General features: G+C 49.9%; 17 protein-coding genes and 1 riboswitch. Of the genes, 12 read left to right on the forward strand and 5 right to left on the reverse strand.

The annotated features are described in order from the left end of the window. The first annotated feature begins 6 nt into the window (after positions 1–6). On the forward strand, positions 7–900 hold the full coding sequence (locus DLM86_RS26590; protein ID WP_245954945.1) for a VirB6/TrbL-like conjugal transfer protein, CD1112 family: 894 nt from the start codon (positions 7–9) through the stop codon (positions 898–900). 2 nt (positions 901–902) lie between these two features. On the opposite strand, the gene DLM86_RS26595 is transcribed toward DLM86_RS26590, so the two are convergent. Next, the gene (locus tag DLM86_RS26595) at positions 903–1,154 is read right to left on the reverse strand and encodes a helix-turn-helix domain-containing protein (protein ID WP_054819090.1); all 252 of its coding nucleotides are present in this window, start codon (positions 1,152–1,154) and stop codon (positions 903–905) included. A gap of 211 nt (positions 1,155–1,365) precedes the next feature. On the opposite strand from DLM86_RS26595, the gene DLM86_RS26600 reads away from it, so the two are divergent. The 11 genes from DLM86_RS26600 to DLM86_RS26650 all read left to right on the forward strand — a co-directional run bounded on the left by DLM86_RS26600 (position 1,366) and on the right by DLM86_RS26650 (position 11,872). Beyond that, the gene (locus tag DLM86_RS26600; RefSeq protein ID WP_245954946.1) at positions 1,366–1,509 is read left to right on the forward strand and encodes an aspartyl-phosphate phosphatase Spo0E family protein; all 144 of its coding nucleotides are present in this window, start codon (positions 1,366–1,368) and stop codon (positions 1,507–1,509) included. 27 nt (positions 1,510–1,536) lie between these two features. Next, complete coding sequence (locus DLM86_RS26605) at positions 1,537–1,893, forward strand: hypothetical protein (RefSeq protein ID WP_110843108.1); 357 nt, start codon at positions 1,537–1,539, stop codon at positions 1,891–1,893. A gap of 34 nt (positions 1,894–1,927) precedes the next feature. Next, positions 1,928–2,293 carry a PrgI family protein gene (locus DLM86_RS26610; RefSeq protein ID WP_110843219.1) on the forward strand — a complete coding sequence of 122 codons (366 nt, stop codon included), beginning with the start codon at positions 1,928–1,930 and terminating at the stop codon, positions 2,291–2,293. After that, positions 2,286–4,610 carry a VirB4-like conjugal transfer ATPase, CD1110 family gene (locus DLM86_RS26615; protein ID WP_110843109.1) on the forward strand — a complete coding sequence of 775 codons (2,325 nt, stop codon included), beginning with the start codon at positions 2,286–2,288 and terminating at the stop codon, positions 4,608–4,610. Before DLM86_RS26610 ends, DLM86_RS26615 begins: the two co-directional genes overlap by 8 nt. Before the next feature lie 188 nt (positions 4,611–4,798). Continuing rightward, positions 4,799–5,158, forward strand: a complete 360-nt coding sequence (locus DLM86_RS26620) for a response regulator (protein ID WP_110843110.1) — start codon at positions 4,799–4,801, stop codon at positions 5,156–5,158. A 10-nt stretch (positions 5,159–5,168) separates the two neighbouring features. Continuing rightward, positions 5,169–5,813 (forward strand): GGDEF domain-containing protein, encoded by a 645-nt coding sequence (locus DLM86_RS26625; protein WP_110843111.1) that lies wholly within the window; start codon positions 5,169–5,171, stop codon positions 5,811–5,813. Between the two features lie 29 nt (positions 5,814–5,842). Then, positions 5,843–7,630 (forward strand): methyl-accepting chemotaxis protein, encoded by a 1,788-nt coding sequence (locus DLM86_RS26630; RefSeq protein ID WP_146250300.1) that lies wholly within the window; start codon positions 5,843–5,845, stop codon positions 7,628–7,630. 124 nt (positions 7,631–7,754) lie between these two features. After that, positions 7,755–9,335, forward strand: coding sequence for a spore germination protein (locus DLM86_RS26635; RefSeq protein WP_110843220.1), 1,581 nt, complete (start codon positions 7,755–7,757; stop codon positions 9,333–9,335). Next, positions 9,332–10,510, forward strand: a complete 1,179-nt coding sequence (locus tag DLM86_RS26640) for a Ger(x)C family spore germination protein (RefSeq protein WP_245954948.1) — start codon at positions 9,332–9,334, stop codon at positions 10,508–10,510. The genes DLM86_RS26635 and DLM86_RS26640 overlap by 4 nt, the downstream gene beginning before the upstream one ends. A gap of 9 nt (positions 10,511–10,519) precedes the next feature. Further along, positions 10,520–10,768 (forward strand): hypothetical protein, encoded by a 249-nt coding sequence (locus DLM86_RS26645; RefSeq protein ID WP_110843114.1) that lies wholly within the window; start codon positions 10,520–10,522, stop codon positions 10,766–10,768. Between the two features lie 6 nt (positions 10,769–10,774). Then, entirely contained in the window at positions 10,775–11,872 is a 1,098-nt protein-coding gene (locus tag DLM86_RS26650) for a GerAB/ArcD/ProY family transporter (protein WP_245954958.1), read from the forward strand. Between the two features lie 110 nt (positions 11,873–11,982). Here DLM86_RS26650 and DLM86_RS26655 read toward each other — a convergent pair whose 3' ends face one another. From DLM86_RS26655 to DLM86_RS26670, 4 genes are all read right to left on the reverse strand, one after another. Then, positions 11,983–12,777 (reverse strand): GGDEF domain-containing protein, encoded by a 795-nt coding sequence (locus DLM86_RS26655; protein ID WP_110843116.1) that lies wholly within the window; start codon positions 12,775–12,777, stop codon positions 11,983–11,985. After that, a complete protein-coding gene (locus DLM86_RS26660; RefSeq protein ID WP_110843117.1) occupies positions 12,774–13,127 on the reverse strand; it encodes a hypothetical protein in 354 nt (117 codons plus the stop codon). The genes DLM86_RS26655 and DLM86_RS26660 overlap by 4 nt, the downstream gene beginning before the upstream one ends. A gap of 45 nt (positions 13,128–13,172) precedes the next feature. After that, the gene (locus tag DLM86_RS26665; protein WP_110843118.1) at positions 13,173–13,889 is read right to left on the reverse strand and encodes an EAL domain-containing protein; all 717 of its coding nucleotides are present in this window, start codon (positions 13,887–13,889) and stop codon (positions 13,173–13,175) included. A 78-nt stretch (positions 13,890–13,967) separates the two neighbouring features. Next, positions 13,968–14,051, reverse strand: a riboswitch (cyclic di-GMP riboswitch). A 278-nt stretch (positions 14,052–14,329) separates the two neighbouring features. Then, a complete protein-coding gene (locus DLM86_RS26670) occupies positions 14,330–14,674 on the reverse strand; it encodes a helix-turn-helix domain-containing protein (protein WP_110843119.1) in 345 nt (114 codons plus the stop codon). Between the last annotated feature and the right edge of the window lie 13 nt (positions 14,675–14,687).

Below are 14,687 nucleotides of genomic sequence, written 5' to 3' on the forward strand. Positions count from 1 at the left end.
TCGCAAATGAGGGGAACGGGCGATTTGTCCGTTCCCCGTTTACAGAAAAGGGGTGAGAATATGGCCAAAAACAGTTGGATTATTGACAATCTCGAACATGCGCTCGATACATGGAACGAGAAAATGAACGAAATCTGGCAGCTTGTTACCGAGTCGCCGGCCGACTTCAAGGGCGGCGGCGTGTGGCGCGTCATTACCGACATTCACGGCGCGTTGCAGGCGACGGGACTGGCGCTTCTGGTCTTGTTTTTTGTGATTGGCGTGGTGAAAACGTCCGGCAGTTTTGCCGAAATGAAAAAGCCGGAGATGGCCGTCAAGCTGTTTATCCGGTTTGTCCTGGCCAAAGCGGTCGTCACCTACGGGCTGGAGCTCATGATGGCGCTGTTTACCATTGTTCAGGGAATCATCTCCACGATGATGGGACGTTCCGGGTTCGGAAAGACGGAGGCCATGACCTTGCCGAACACCATTGCAAAAGCGATTGAAGACGTCGGCTTTTGGCAAAGCATTCCGCTGTGGGTCGTCTCCCTTTTGGGCAGTTTGTTCATTACGGTGTTGTCTTTTGTGATGATTCTCTCGGTGTACGGGCGGTTTTTTCGCATCTATTTATATACGGCCATCGCTCCCGTTCCGCTTTCCGCCTTTGCCGGGGAGCCAAGCCAAAATATCGGCAAATCGTTTCTCAAAGGGTATGCGGCCGCTTGTCTGGAGGGAGCGATTATCGTACTCGCCTGCATCATCTACTCCGCCTTTGCCTCCGCTCCCCCGGCGGTCGATGAAAGCGCGGGCGCGGTTACGATGGTGTGGACCTATATCGGAGAGTTGATTTTTAATATGCTCGTTCTCGTCGGCACGGTGAAAATGGCGGACCGGGTGGTGAGGGAGATGATGGGGCTGTAGCTTCATTCCGATTCTTCGCCCAGCAATTCCCGGACGGAAACATCCAGCGCTTTAGCAATCGCCACGACTTCGTAGTCTTGGACAAGCCGATACTGTCCTTCCAGACGCGAAAGACTGGTAGGACTGATGTCGAGACCAGCCGTTTGCAGTCTGGCGAGAAACTCCTTCTGTTTCATCCCCTTTGCCTTGCGGATGGCAACGACTCTCACACCGATTATATTTTTGTCGCCTGGCGGTTCTTTTCGATGTTTCATTTGTATGCACCTCACATTACAAGCAAAATTGTACGTGAGTGCATCGTTGTTTTAATGCGAATATCGAATTAAAATAAAATAAACCGATTTGCGCAATAAAATGGAGAGGCAATCTATCTTTCAGACAGCCAGGAACGCCGATCTAATGAAGACACGGGGAGGCCGACCGATGACACGTTTGCTAGGTCAATTAGAGGAGGAAAGAAGGAAGTTGAACGAACTGGAAAAAGAATCTCTTGAACAGGGAATTCCCCTGTTCGAGAATGAGGCGGTTCAGGCTCAAAGCCGGAAGGTAGACGAGTTGATCGTCCAACTGCACCGCAAGAGGGCCGAACGAGAGCACCAGTTACGCTAACACTCGTTCGCGAGGAGGGGGCAATCAATGCAATTACCGTCATGGTTTCAAAACGCGATTCAGCGGCGGTTGGATCACGTTACAGCTCGGATTGAACGCCATCCCGAGTTGCACAGATGTCGCGATGAAGAGGAATCGGCTTTTCAAGCGATGTTTTCCGGCGTGGATATGACGCAGTTGCCGACGTTTATGGAATGGGAGGACAAGCACCATTTTAAGCAGGCGATCATGAATGAATGGATATATTTGCAAGGCATGCGAGACGGTGCTCAGCTTGTATTTGCGCTTTTGGCAGATCCTCTTCTATCCGGTGATGAGTTGTTGGCAAGCTCGAAAAAGACAGAGCCAACTACGGATAAACCGGAGGATGGGGCCGAACTGTAAACCATAACGAGCATCGTTAATGGGAGGGCTTCAAATGGAAGTGAAAATCAACCGGGAAATCCGGGATTATACGGAAAGCTTATTCTTTGGACTGTCCTTGCGGCAGTTCTTTTTTTCTGTGCTTGCTGTTGGCGTGGCGATCGGACTATATTTTGGACTGCGCGGCCGCTTTGGCTTGGAAACGCTCAGTTGGATGTGCATTTTGGGGGCCGCGCCCTGCGCAGCCTTGGGTTTCATCAGCTATCACGGCATGACGGCCGAGCAGCTGCTTTGGGCGTATGTGAAATCGGAATTTCTGCTGCCAAGGCGATTCGTCTTCTATTCGACCAATATCTATGTTGAAGCGCTGAAAAAGAGCATGCATAGTCATGAGCAGGAAAGGATGAAGCGCCATGATTAAAACGCTCAGACGCATCATCAAGCAGGACAAGGAACGATTTGTCATTCCGAAAGGCGTTCAGCAAGTCATCCCGATTCGCGCCCTCTGGCCGGACGGGATTTTTTTTGTCGGCAACAAGTTCTCCAAATCGTATCGGTTCGAGGATATCAACTACGCCGTAGCGTCCAGGGAAGACAAGGAAGCGATGTTTTTGTCTTATTCCGAGCTGCTCAATTCCTTTGACAGCGGAGCGACCACGAAAATTACAATCCATAACCGGCGTTTGAATCGGGCCGATTTTGAAAGCTCGATTCTGATTCCGCTACGGCAGGACCATCTCGATGTGTACCGGCAAGAGTACAACGAGATGTTGCTCGCAAAGGCCATCGGCGCGAACGGAACGATTCAGGAAAAGTACGTTACCATTTCTGTCGTCAAGAAAAATGTAGAGGAAGCCCGTCAATACTTCGCGAGGGTCGGAACCGAACTGATGTCGCATTTTTCCCGTCTCGGTTCCAAATGTATCGAACTGGATGCAACCGACCGTCTGCGCATTTTCCATGATTTCTTTCGGAGCGGCGAGGAAGCGGATTTTCGTTTCCATCTGTCCGAAACAATGCGTAAGGGGCATGATTTCAAGGACTACATTTGCCCGGATACGTTCGAGTTTGAAAAAGATCATTTTCGGATGGGCCACTTTTTTGGCCGCGTCATCTTTCTGCGGGAATACGCCAGCTATATTAAGGACAGCATGGTGTCCGAGCTTTGCGACCTGAACCGGAATTTGCTGCTGTCGCTGGATATCATCCCGATTCCTACCGACGAGGCCGTTTGCGAAGTGGAGAGCCGTTTGCTCGGCGTGGAGACGAACATCACGAACTGGCAGCGGCGACAAAACCGGAACAACAATTTTTCCGCCGTGGTCCCTTACGATATGGAGCAGCAACGCAAAGAGAGCAAAGAATTTCTGAACGACCTGACCACCCGCGACCAGCGGATGATGTTCGGCCTGCTGACGATGGTCCACATCGCGGACAGCAAGGAACAACTCGACAGCGATACGGAGGCGCTGCTCACAACCGCCCGCAAGCATTTGTGCCAGTTTTCCACGCTGACCTACCAGCAAATGGACGGTCTGAATACGGTGCTCCCCTACGGCTTGCGGAAGGTTCACGCTCTGCGGACGTTAACGACGGAAAGCACGGCTGTCTTTATTCCGTTTCGGGCGCAGGAAATCGTGCATCCGGGCGGCATTTACTACGGACAAAATGTAATTAGCAAAAACATGATCATCGCCAACCGCAAACAATTGCTGAACGGAAACAGCTTTATCCTCGGCGTATCCGGTTCCGGCAAAAGCTTTACCGCAAAACGGGAAATCGTCAACCAGATGCTGGCCAGCGACGACGATATTATCCTGATCGACCCGGAACGGGAATACTCCGCGCTGGTAAACGCAATGGACGGCGAGACGATTCATATATCCGCCACCTCGCCCAACCATATCAATGCGATGGATATGAACCGGCAATATGGCGACGGAGCCAATCCGATCATTCTCAAATCGGAATTCGTCCTCTCGCTTTGCGAGCAATTGATTGGCGGTTACCAGCTGGGAGCCAAGGAAAAGTCGCTCATTGATCGCTGCACCGCCAGCGTGTACAGGAAGTATTTGCAGAGCAACTATAAGGGGCAGCCGCCGACGCTTCAGGACTTTCGCGCGGAACTGCTCAAGCAATCGGAGCCGGAAGCGCAGGACATCGCGCTTGCGATCGAGCTGTTTACTTCCGGCAGTTTGAATACGTTCGCCAAGCCGACCAATGTCAATGTCCATAACCGGCTCATCTGCTACGACATTCTCGACTTGGGCAAACAGCTTCTCCCGATCGGCATGCTGGTTGTTTTGGACAGCATTCTGAATCGGATTACACAAAATCGGGTTAAAGGCAAAAATACGTTTATCATTATCGATGAAATCTATCTTTTGTTTCAGCACGAATACAGCGCCAACTTTCTGTTCACGCTTTGGAAGCGTGTCCGAAAGTATGGCGCTTTTTGTACGGGCATTACGCAAAACGTGGACGATTTGCTGCAAAGTCATACGGCCCGGACTATGCTCGCGAACAGAGAGTTTATCGTCATGCTGAATCAGGCAGCTACCGACCGAGCAGAGCTTGCTGGGCTGCTTAATATTTCGGACCTTCAACTCTCTTATATTACCAATGTTGACGCCGGGAATGGCTTGATGAAGGTAGGCAGTTCCCTTGTTCCGTTTACCGACAGGTTCCCGCGGCATACGAAGCTGTATCGGCTGATGACGACGAAGCCTGGTGAATAGAAGGAAGCGGCCAGAAGGGGCTGGACTCAGGTTAGGTCAGCCCCTTCTTGTCGATGAATAATTATGATATCGACAAAAATACGATGAACTGCTTCTTAATACGGCGGACTATGAAATAAGTGCCAATTTCGAGTATAATAGGTATGGAATCATAGGCCTTTGAGAGCATTGGCATGAGGGAGGTTGTCATGGCCAAAATTATGATTGTGGACGATACGGCGTTCATGAGAATGATGCTGAGAGAGATCATAACCGACAGCGGCTTTGAAGTGATAGCGGAAGCGGAGAACGGAAAGGAAGCCGTGCAATTTTTCAGGCAGTACAGACCCCAACTTGTCACGATGGATATTACGATGCCCGAAATGGATGGCATTGCCGCCTTGAAGGAAATCAAACGAATGGATCCTGGGGCGAAAATCATCATTTGTTCCGCAATGGGACAAAAAGATCGAGTTGTCGATGCGATTACGTCGGGGGCCGCAGATTTTATCGTCAAGCCGTTTCAGAGGGAAAAAGTTCTGGAGACGCTGGCCAAAGCGTTGAAATAGTCGAGCGTTTATGAACAAGATTGGTCGCGTTACAGCTGTCGTTTTCGTTATCTCTCTTGTCGCAATTCTGCTAATTTATATTAAACTTGTTTATGATGTAGTGGATAAGGCCGTGGCCATGTCGCTCGCGGTCTTTTTGCCATTGGCCTACTTGTACGGCAAGCGGTTCGATGCGCTGCTGCGGCTCTCGCAAAGAGACGACTTGACCGGGGTGTATAATCGCGGGTTCATTCAGCGCCTCTTCCCCAAACTGGTTCGCCGATCTCAAAGGCTGCGAAAAAAACTGCTCGTCTTTTATGTTGATGTAGACAACTTCAAGGTTATCAACGACACCTACTCTCACGAAACCGGAGATCGTGTGCTATGTCAACTTTCAAGCCTGCTTACAAAAACAGCGAGCAAATACGACTATGTTGCACGATGGGGAGGCGATGAATTTGTAGTCATTGTGCCGCACACCGACGAAGAAGGAGCCCGGGTGCTCCAGAGACGCCTTGGCAGTGCGCTGTCCATATCGCTGAATGAATTAAAAACGCACGTGCACCTTTCTGTCGGCTATGCGGTTTGTCCCGACGAAAGCGCCGATCTTGGCGAGCTCTTGAGAAGGGCGGACAAGAGAATGTACAAGCAAAAATTCAGCCAACACAATGACTGACATGTGCGTCACAGACAAGGCTTAACGATTTGAACAAAGCCATTTTACGTTATTCCGGTTCTGAATTCAACCTACAACAAGGAGCGCTTAAATTTATGAAAACTGTACCTATCCGTCTAAATCGCATCCAAAATAAAATCGGCCTTGGTTTTCTGGTCGTCGTCATTTTTTTTGTCTTCGCCATTCTTAGCGTAACCCGGCAATTATCCTCTTTCCAGAAGGAAACAAGGTTCATTACGGATCATGATATGCAAGTACATAGTCTGGCCCAGTCCATTGAGAAGGATCTGGTAGATATGGAAACCGGTCAAAGAGGTTTTATTATAACCGGGGAAAACAAATATTTGGACCCGTACAATAACGGCAAATCCAATTGGCAAAAGCACTATGAGGCCCTTTTCCAGCTTGTGGCCGACAATCCAAGACAGCAGGACAACTTGAAAGCCATTCAAAAAAACGTGGAACATTGGATTCAAAACGCCGGCGAGAAAGTAATTGCCTTGAAAAAAGCTAATGACAACAAGGGAATCCAGCAGTTTTTCCAGGACGATCCGGGAAAGCAGGATATGGATGCCCTGCGCGAGCAGCTTGCGTCGTTCCGTTCCATCGAAAAACAGCTCACGTTGAATCGGGTGTCGGCGCTCGAGAAGAAAAACGGTCAACTCCGATTGCAGCTATACGGTTCTCTGTTGCTGGTACTTATCGTTTCGGTCATTTCGTCTTACTTCACCGGCGCATTGACGGCCAGAAACGTACGCAAAGTCGGGAATGCCATCGCAGAAATTGCCTCCTCCGGCGGCGATTTGACGAAACGAATTACAGTGAAAACCAAGGACGAAACGAAGGATTTGGCCGATCAAACGAATTTGCTGTTATCCAGTCTTCAAAGCATGATCGCCGATATTCAAATGAAGACCCTGGAATTGGAACGTTCCTCATCCATGTTGAAGGTTGGCGCTGACGAGAGCTACAAAGCGGCCGATCAAATCTCCGAATCTGTTCAGCGCGTAGCGCAGGGAGCTGAGCAGCAAGTATCCCAGACGGAAGAGATGTCGGCGATTTTGCAGGAGACGGTATCGGGACTGGAGCAGGTTGCCGTCACGACAACCGACGTTTCCGGACTTGCCAGGCGGGCGCAGTCCGTCGCGACGGAGAATGCCGGCGAAATGCAGGCAAATGCGGAAAAAATCGGCCGGATCGAAGAAACGTTTTCCGAAATTCAGGCTTCCGCCGCGGAACTGGCATCGCTGTCTGAAAAGATTCGGGATGTGGTCGGATATATTCAAGACGTCTCCAATCAAACCAATCTGTTGTCGCTGAACGCCGCCATCGAAGCGGCGCGCGCCGGGGAACAAGGGCGCGGGTTTGCCGTCGTCGCCGGTGAAATCCGCAAGTTGGCGGACCAGGCCGCACATTCGACCCTTGAGATTCATGAAACCATTGAAGTGATGTTGAACGGCATTAACGGACTCGTCCAGAAAGTAAACGAGAACAGCCATGGCGTCAAGGATGGCGTTCAGGCCATGCTGAAGGCCAGCGATTCGTTCCGGGCCATTATGAACGAAGTGAACAACTTAAGCGTTCAAGTCATGGAGGTTGCCGCTTCTGTGGGACAGATGTCCGCCGGCAGCAAAGCGATTGAAGGTTCCATTCGGGAAATTACGAAGATTACGGAAGAAACCGCTTCGTTCACGGAAGAGGTTGCGGCCATGACCGAGGAGCAGGCGGCCACGAGCCAGGAAATGCTGCAAACCGCTCGCCAGCTTGGCGAAATGTCGGATTCCCTGAAAGCGTTAGTCGGCAAGTTCAAAGTATGACTGCAAGTCCCGATCATCCGATGGAGATCGGGATTTTTTTAGTGTTTGCTCCCCTCATTGACACTGATTAAAAAGGGAACATATTGTCAACAATAAAATGGAATTGAAATATGAGGGGATCGTAATGGGGAAGACGAAAGGATTTTGGAGCCGCCGCCCGCGCTCCGATCAGAGCGAGGCCGAACGCTTAGCACATCAGGAAGAAAATCGGCAAGTCGATCAGGTTCTTTCCGCAAATCTGTCCGAGAATGTTCATGCGCTTCAGCGCTTGTATACCCGTTGTTCAGATGTGATTTTTCACGAGTTCTGCATAGGCAATTGCATGGAAGCTATGCTCGTTTATATCGACGGTCTCGTTCATATCGAAGAAGTGGATCAACATGTGCTCGCTCCGTTGCAGCGGGATCTCCCCATGGATTGCACGCTGGCGGATATTCGCGGAAAAATCGCTGTTTCCTCGATAAAAAAAGTGGATACGACAGCCGAAGTGATTGAAGAAATATCCGGCGGAAATCCCGTATTGCTGATGGAATGCGAGCCTCACGGACTGGCAATCGGCTTGCCGAAATGGGAAAAACGGGCCATCGACGAGCCGTCCGCCGAATCGGTGTTGCGCGGCCCTCGGGAAGGGTTCATCGAGTCGCTTCGCACCAATACGGCTCTGTTGCGGCGTAAAATCCGAACCCCTCATCTCAAAATCGTCACGATGCATATGGGGACTTATACGCGTACGCAGATTGCGCTCGCCTATCTGGAGGGGGTTGCAGCCCCTTCCTTGGTAGAAGAAGTCACAAGCCGTCTGCAACGAATCGAGATCGATGGCATTTTGGAGAGCGCGTACATTGAGGAATTGATTGAGGACAACCCGTTCTCCCCGTTCCCGCAATTGCTCTCTACCGAAAGGCCGGACGTGGCGAGCGCTTACTTGCTCGAAGGACATGTCGTCGTGCTCATCGACGGTACGCCCAGCGTGCTGATTGCGCCGATCACCTTTTACTCCTTGCTGCAGTCTCCGGAAGATTACTACGAGCGGTATGTTGTCGGTACCGCCATACGCTGGCTGCGCTATTTGTTCTTTTTGATCTCCTTGCTGGGTCCGTCTTTCTACATAGCGGTTATTACTTACCATCAGGAAATGATACCGAACGCTCTGTTGATCACAATGGCCAGATCCCGGGAGCAAATCCCGTTTCCCGCCATTGTCGAAGCATTGCTGATGGAATCGATGTTTGAAGCGCTGCGCGAAGCCGGCGCGCGGCTGCCGAAGCAAATCGGCACCGCCGTCAGCATTGTCGGAGCGCTGGTTATCGGTCAAGCGGCCATTGCCGCCGGCATCGTCTCTGCGCCGATGGTAATGGTTGTGGCCATAACGGGCGTCGCGTCGTTTATGGCTCCCCGCTTTACCGTCGGCATTGCCATCAGGCTGCTGCGGTTCCCTATGATGGTGCTTGCCGGCTTTCTTGGGCTGCTGGGATTGATTATGGGGGGCATACTCATTCTGAATCACCTGTTCAAACTGCGTTCGTTCGGCGCTCCGTATATGGCTCCCTTGGCCCCGATGCAATCACGCAGTCTGAACGATGTGCTCTGGCGCGCTCCGCGCTGGCTCATGACCAAACGTCCCCATATGACGGGGGCGTGGAATCCCAGAAGGCAGCCCGCCGGTCAACGTCCGGGCCCGCATAAAGGGGAGACAGACGATTGACGAGATCGGGTGCTATGTTGATGGGGGGGCTGATTGTCTCGTCGGTGCTGCTGTCCGGATGTTGGGATCGGACCGAAGTAAACGATTTGGCGATTCTTACGGCCGGTGGATTGGACTTGACGGAAGATCGGAAACTGGAGCTTTCCGTTAAGCAATATGTGGTATCGCCATCTTCCTCCGAACAATCGGGAAGCTTATCTTCAGACACCGGCGGAGGTTCCGGCAAGTCGGTCGTTCGTTCCTCCTGCGGTGTATCGATGGCCGATGCGGAATCCCATTTGCAGCAAGTGTTGAGCCGCAAAGTGTTTTGGGGCCAGGACGAAGTATTCGTATTCGGTCAGCGGCTGGCGAAAGAAGGACTCGCCGAACCGATGGAATTTTTGACGAGGCACCCGATTCCGCGGGAGCGGGCCAATGTTTTCGTCAGTCAGAGTCCCGCGAGCGAGATACTGGAACTTGATCCGCCGATTGAACGCTCGGTTTCGCAAGCTTTGCGCAAAATGGCCGAAAATGAAACCGGGCTGAATATTACGATAAAAGAACTGGCCGAAATGATGGCGGGAAGATCCAGATCGGCTGTCATTCCCTGGGTAGAAATCAAGCCTGGCGATGGAAAACAGGCCGCATTCGCATACATTATCGGCTCGGCAGTCCTGAAAAACGGCAAGATGATCGGACGAATGAACGATGCCGAGACGCGGGGAATCATGTGGTTGAGAAACGAAGTGAAAAAAGCGACGGTGACCGTTTCCCCGGGCAAAGGCAAGGGACTCGTGTCGCTTCAGTTGCTCAAAAGCCGCACCGAGTTAATCCCGCATATTCAAGGGAGGCAATGGAGCCTGACGGTTCGGATCGAGACCCGGGACGACATCATCGAAAATACATCGGATCTTGATCTTTCCGTGCCGGACCATATCAGCGAGTTGGAGCGCGAGCTCGAAGACGATATTAAACGTCGCATTCAAATGGCGCTAAAACGCGCGCAAAAAGAGATGAAAGCCGATATTTTCAATTTCGCGGACGCCTTCTATCGGAAGTACCCGAGGGAGTGGAACCGAAACAAGGACCGCTGGGACGATCTTTATTCCCATTTGGAAGTCAACGTACAAGCCAAGGTCAAAGTTGTCCGTCCCGGCATGACCAACAAAAGCATATTTAAGCCGGAACAGAGGTGACATTGGATCATGATATGGGGGGGATTGCTGGGCGTTGCCGCGGTGCTCGCTTTAATGATTTTGCATGATTGGCGCGCCATGCCTTCTTATACCAAGAGGGAGAAGACGGCTTATGGCGTCCTGACCGGATTGGGGGCGATATTGGCAATCCTGCTTGTTCTTGATCCCCAAATGCCGGGTCCTACGGAGTGGATGGATGTTATTTACAAACCGCTGGTGAACTTGCTGGAGAAGCTCGCCTTACAAAGGAGCGGGTGATGGGTGATGAAAAAAGAAAACATATCCGTCCTGCAAATCGGAAAAATGATGTATTTGGCGGTAACTCCGACGGCTATATTAAGCACGCCGGCAATTACATATAAATTTGCCAAGCAGGATTTGTGGATTTCTCCGATGTGGGCATTCAGCGGGGTCATTGCAATCTGGATTGCGCTCGGCATTCACCGATTGTTTCCGGGCGAAAATCTCGTTCAGGCAGGCGAACGCATTCTAGGTCGAATGTTGGGAAAAGTGTTTGGGTTGATTCTTCTGTTGTACTATTTGTATTTAGGCGGCGTCATCGTGAGGGAATACGGCGAATTTGTAGTCGGAGCGTTTCTTGTCCAAACGCCGTTGCTGGTAGTATCCGGGAGCATGGTGCTTGTATGCGCCGTTGTAGTTCGCAGCGGCGTGGAAATCATTGCGAGATTCGCCGATCTATTTATTCCTGTTTTTGCGCTTCTTTTTCTGCTTCTGATCCTCCCCCTTCTTCCGGAGCTTCATATTCTGAAGATGCTGCCGATCATGGGAGAAGGTATCGGGCCTTCCCTCTCCGGTGCGGTTGTATTGCAAGCATGGTTCAGCGAATTTCTGACGGTGTCGTTTTTAATTCCATTTGCAAACCGTGCGGGAAAAGTGAAAAAAAGCATGGCGATCACTTTGCTGGCCGTCATTGTGACGCTTGTGTCATCCAACCTGGCAACGCTGTTGCTGTTGGGGGATATAACAGGAAACTATACCTATCCCTTTCTGATTGTCGCCAGATACATCAACCTGGCCGATTTCTTTACGCACCTGGAGTCGATTTTTATGGCCATTTGGGTATTGGGGGCGTTCGTTAAAATATGTGTTTTCTTTTATGTAAGCGTATTGGGCACTGCTCAATGGATGGAGCTCCGGGATTACCGTCCGATCGTACTCCCCGTAGGCTTCTTGCTGCTATTAATGAGCATATGGGTTGCGCCCAACCTGCAGGAATTGACGCACGCTTTATCGACTTCGATCATTTTTTCGGCGCTGACGGTATTGGTTTGCATTCCCGCGGCGTTGCTCGGTTTGGCCTGGTTCAGAAGACTTTGGGAGAAGAAAAATATACAGGATTGAACCATCCATAATAAAATAATAGCGCCAACCTTCTGTTCACGCTGAGGAAGCGTGTCAGAATGCTTGACGCTTTTTACGCTCCCAAGTTTAGCAAAAAGTCGAGTTTTCTATCATGCAAGAGATTTTTGCTTCAAAGAAGTGGATAGAAGACTGGCTCTGCTGATCAATTCTCGAAAAGGCAGCGAAAAAAAGTCAGGTACGAGATAGCCGTTTATGATTCCCACCGATGCGGATAATGTAACGTTATGAATGACGACGGGTTGGGACAGGGCAGTTTCTAATTGCAAGGCCTCGTGCTCATTCCGGCATGTAATCACAACAAACTCATCCCCTGCGTACCTGCATACGTAATCCTGTTCGCTCGTTAATGCACGCAAGCGATTGGAGAACTCGACAAGAAAATCGTCCCCTACCGGATGCCCGTGCAATTTGTTGATTTCACCGAAATTATTGAGATCAATAAAGAGCAAACGGAAATGTTGGCGACGGTTCAGAAAATGTTCGCCGATATGTTGGATATAAGGTGCGCGGTACAGTCCCGTTAGAGGGTCAACGAGCTGGTTCAGTTTGATTTGAAGCTTCTCGCGGGTCACGATCCCGAGTACCCGATCTTCATGGACGACAAGAAGTCGTTCAATGCGATGCCGCTCCATCAATTCCAACGCTTCCCAAGCAAATTGGTCAGGCGAAATGCTGATCGGGCTTGGGGTCATTGCGTCGGCTGCAATCCGATTGGGGTGGGAAGAGCGGATGTCCCGCGACGTAATAATTCCTACGATTGTCCCATGATCTGTGACGGCCAACGAACCGATTTCAAGTTCATTCATTACATCCGACACATGCTGGACGCTTCTTTCAGTTGAAACCGTATAGACGGGGGATGACATGAATTCCGCCACCTTCATTGTAACTCCACCTCCCGCTGAACCGATACCGAAATTTTCAGTTCGGAACGAAGCACCATGTTGTCGCTGATCAACCGGTCCGCTTCTTCCATTATGATTTGCATCAGCAAACGTTCGTCCAACATTTGAAGAAGGGAGTTCCGAATCAAGACCGCTTCAATTTTGGCGTGCTCCAGTTTAACGATTGTAAATTGTTCCGGCGATAGCGCCTGCGCCATTCGCTTTACCGCTTCCGGCCCGATCGGGGCTTTTTTTCCGATGATCAACAAATCCTGCATGGGCGGAACTTCAAACTCTGAAATTTTTAAAGAGAGCGTTGCTTTGCGGAAATAGTTCAGTTTATCCTGCATCCTGATTACTCCTTCGTGTTCGGGTGAGACTTCACGTTCAACCGTTTACGTTAACCGATTCGGTTTTCCGAATAAATAGCCTTGTCCCATCTTGATACCCAAAGACAGCGCGGTATCCAAATCCTCTTCTTTTTCGATTCCTTCCAGGATCAGATTGGCCTCGTTATTGCAGTACTCGGCAAACAGTGCGACAACTTTTTGTTTTTTCCTGGATGTACTCAAGTCAGAAGCAAAGAATCGGTCGATTTTGATAAAATCAGGCGAGACGTCCACAATATTTCGAAAAGAAGTTGTTCCATCTCCTACATCGTCCAGGGCTATCAGGAAATTCAGTTCACGCAGCAATCGGATGGCATCTCTGAAAGAAGCGCTTTTCCATAAGAGGCCCTCATAAATGGACTCGTTAATCTCAAATACGATTTGGTTTCTATATAGCTCGAATCGCTCGGCAAGGGAGTCGAGTAAGTCGATAAATAAAGGCGAGACCAAAGTTGAAGGGAATATGTTAATAAACAACAGGTTATGTTCACGTGAGCCCGGAAATTCAAAGTAGGCTGAAATCGCCTGGAAAATTGAAAAAGAATCGACTTCGAACAACTTGTTCTGCTCCATGGCGCGCTGAAATAAAAGATCCGGATTCATGTTGGAGTTACTGCGAATGAGGGCCTCGTAACCAAGGATTCTCTTTTCGGGAAACCCCAAGATGGGCTGGAACACATGATAAAAATCGTTTTGTACTATTAATTGTTCAATATTCGGCATCGAGGCTACTCCCTTTGCTGAGAATCAAAATAAGAAGCCACCCCGATCTGGGGCAGCTTTGAGCTCGGAAGCAATAATTTCGGCAACCCAGCTACCATAGATATCATCCTTAGGCCTGAAGTTTTGCGCCCCCATTTTTCAATGGGTTTGCCGTTTCGTTTTTTATGATCCTGAAAGAAAGGGATCAGCCTGAGGACCTACGAATAGAACCTCCCCCTTTTGAATGAAGTTAGATCATTTACGACAAAATCCTTCTTTATACCCAATAATTCGCGCAAAAAGCGCCAACTCCTTCCAAACGGGTGTTCCTAAGAAACCGTATTTATCCAAAAAATCGGTAAAGACTTGCCATTTAACATAGAGAATCGCGGTAAATAAGCAGCAAGCGGTTGGTTCAGATCGTCCCAACCGCTTGCTTTTTTCATAGCTTGAATCACTTTTTACGAATCTTCGGTTGCCGGTTCCAACAGTTCCCGTAAAATACGATACGCTTGTCGCTGTTTGGCATCGTTGTGTTTGAGCAATAAGAGAATGCTGGCCCATAACCATCTTTTTTGTTGCAGATAGGACTCTTTCTCGTCGCTGAATAAATCGTATACGCTCATATGTAATGCCAAAGCAATTTTTTCAATCGTTTGAAGTTTGACGTTTTTTTCGCCGCGTTCAATCTGACCAAGATATGTCGCGGCCATGCCGATCGATTCGGCTAGTTTTTCCTGAGTCAAATTTTGCTCCAAGCGGTATAAGCGAATTTTTGCTCCGACTATTTGTGCAAAGGTAGACATAATGTCCCTCACA

This window comes from Paenibacillus flagellatus (assembly GCF_003217775.1).
Classification (GTDB): Bacteria; Bacillota; Bacilli; order Paenibacillales; family NBRC-103111; genus Paenibacillus_AB; species Paenibacillus_AB flagellatus.

Coding starts and splice junctions, on each gene's coding strand:
- DLM86_RS26590 (WP_245954945.1), top strand. CDS start 7: ATGAGGGGAACGGGCGATTTGTCCGTTCCCCGTTTACAGAAAAGGGGT.
- DLM86_RS26595 (WP_054819090.1), bottom strand. CDS start 1,154: ATGAAACATCGAAAAGAACCGCCAGGCGACAAAAATATAATCGGTGTG.
- DLM86_RS26605 (WP_110843108.1), top strand. CDS start 1,537: ATGCAATTACCGTCATGGTTTCAAAACGCGATTCAGCGGCGGTTGGAT.
- DLM86_RS26610 (WP_110843219.1), top strand. CDS start 1,928: ATGGAAGTGAAAATCAACCGGGAAATCCGGGATTATACGGAAAGCTTA.
- DLM86_RS26615 (WP_110843109.1), top strand. CDS start 2,286: ATGATTAAAACGCTCAGACGCATCATCAAGCAGGACAAGGAACGATTT.
- DLM86_RS26620 (WP_110843110.1), top strand. CDS start 4,799: ATGGCCAAAATTATGATTGTGGACGATACGGCGTTCATGAGAATGATG.
- DLM86_RS26625 (WP_110843111.1), top strand. CDS start 5,169: ATGAACAAGATTGGTCGCGTTACAGCTGTCGTTTTCGTTATCTCTCTT.
- DLM86_RS26635 (WP_110843220.1), top strand. CDS start 7,755: ATGGGGAAGACGAAAGGATTTTGGAGCCGCCGCCCGCGCTCCGATCAG.
- DLM86_RS26645 (WP_110843114.1), top strand. CDS start 10,520: ATGATATGGGGGGGATTGCTGGGCGTTGCCGCGGTGCTCGCTTTAATG.
- DLM86_RS26650 (WP_245954958.1), top strand. CDS start 10,775: ATGAAAAAAGAAAACATATCCGTCCTGCAAATCGGAAAAATGATGTAT.
- DLM86_RS26655 (WP_110843116.1), bottom strand. CDS start 12,777: ATGAAGGTGGCGGAATTCATGTCATCCCCCGTCTATACGGTTTCAACT.
- DLM86_RS26660 (WP_110843117.1), bottom strand. CDS start 13,127: ATGCAGGATAAACTGAACTATTTCCGCAAAGCAACGCTCTCTTTAAAA.
- DLM86_RS26665 (WP_110843118.1), bottom strand. CDS start 13,889: ATGCCGAATATTGAACAATTAATAGTACAAAACGATTTTTATCATGTG.
- DLM86_RS26670 (WP_110843119.1), bottom strand. CDS start 14,674: ATGTCTACCTTTGCACAAATAGTCGGAGCAAAAATTCGCTTATACCGC.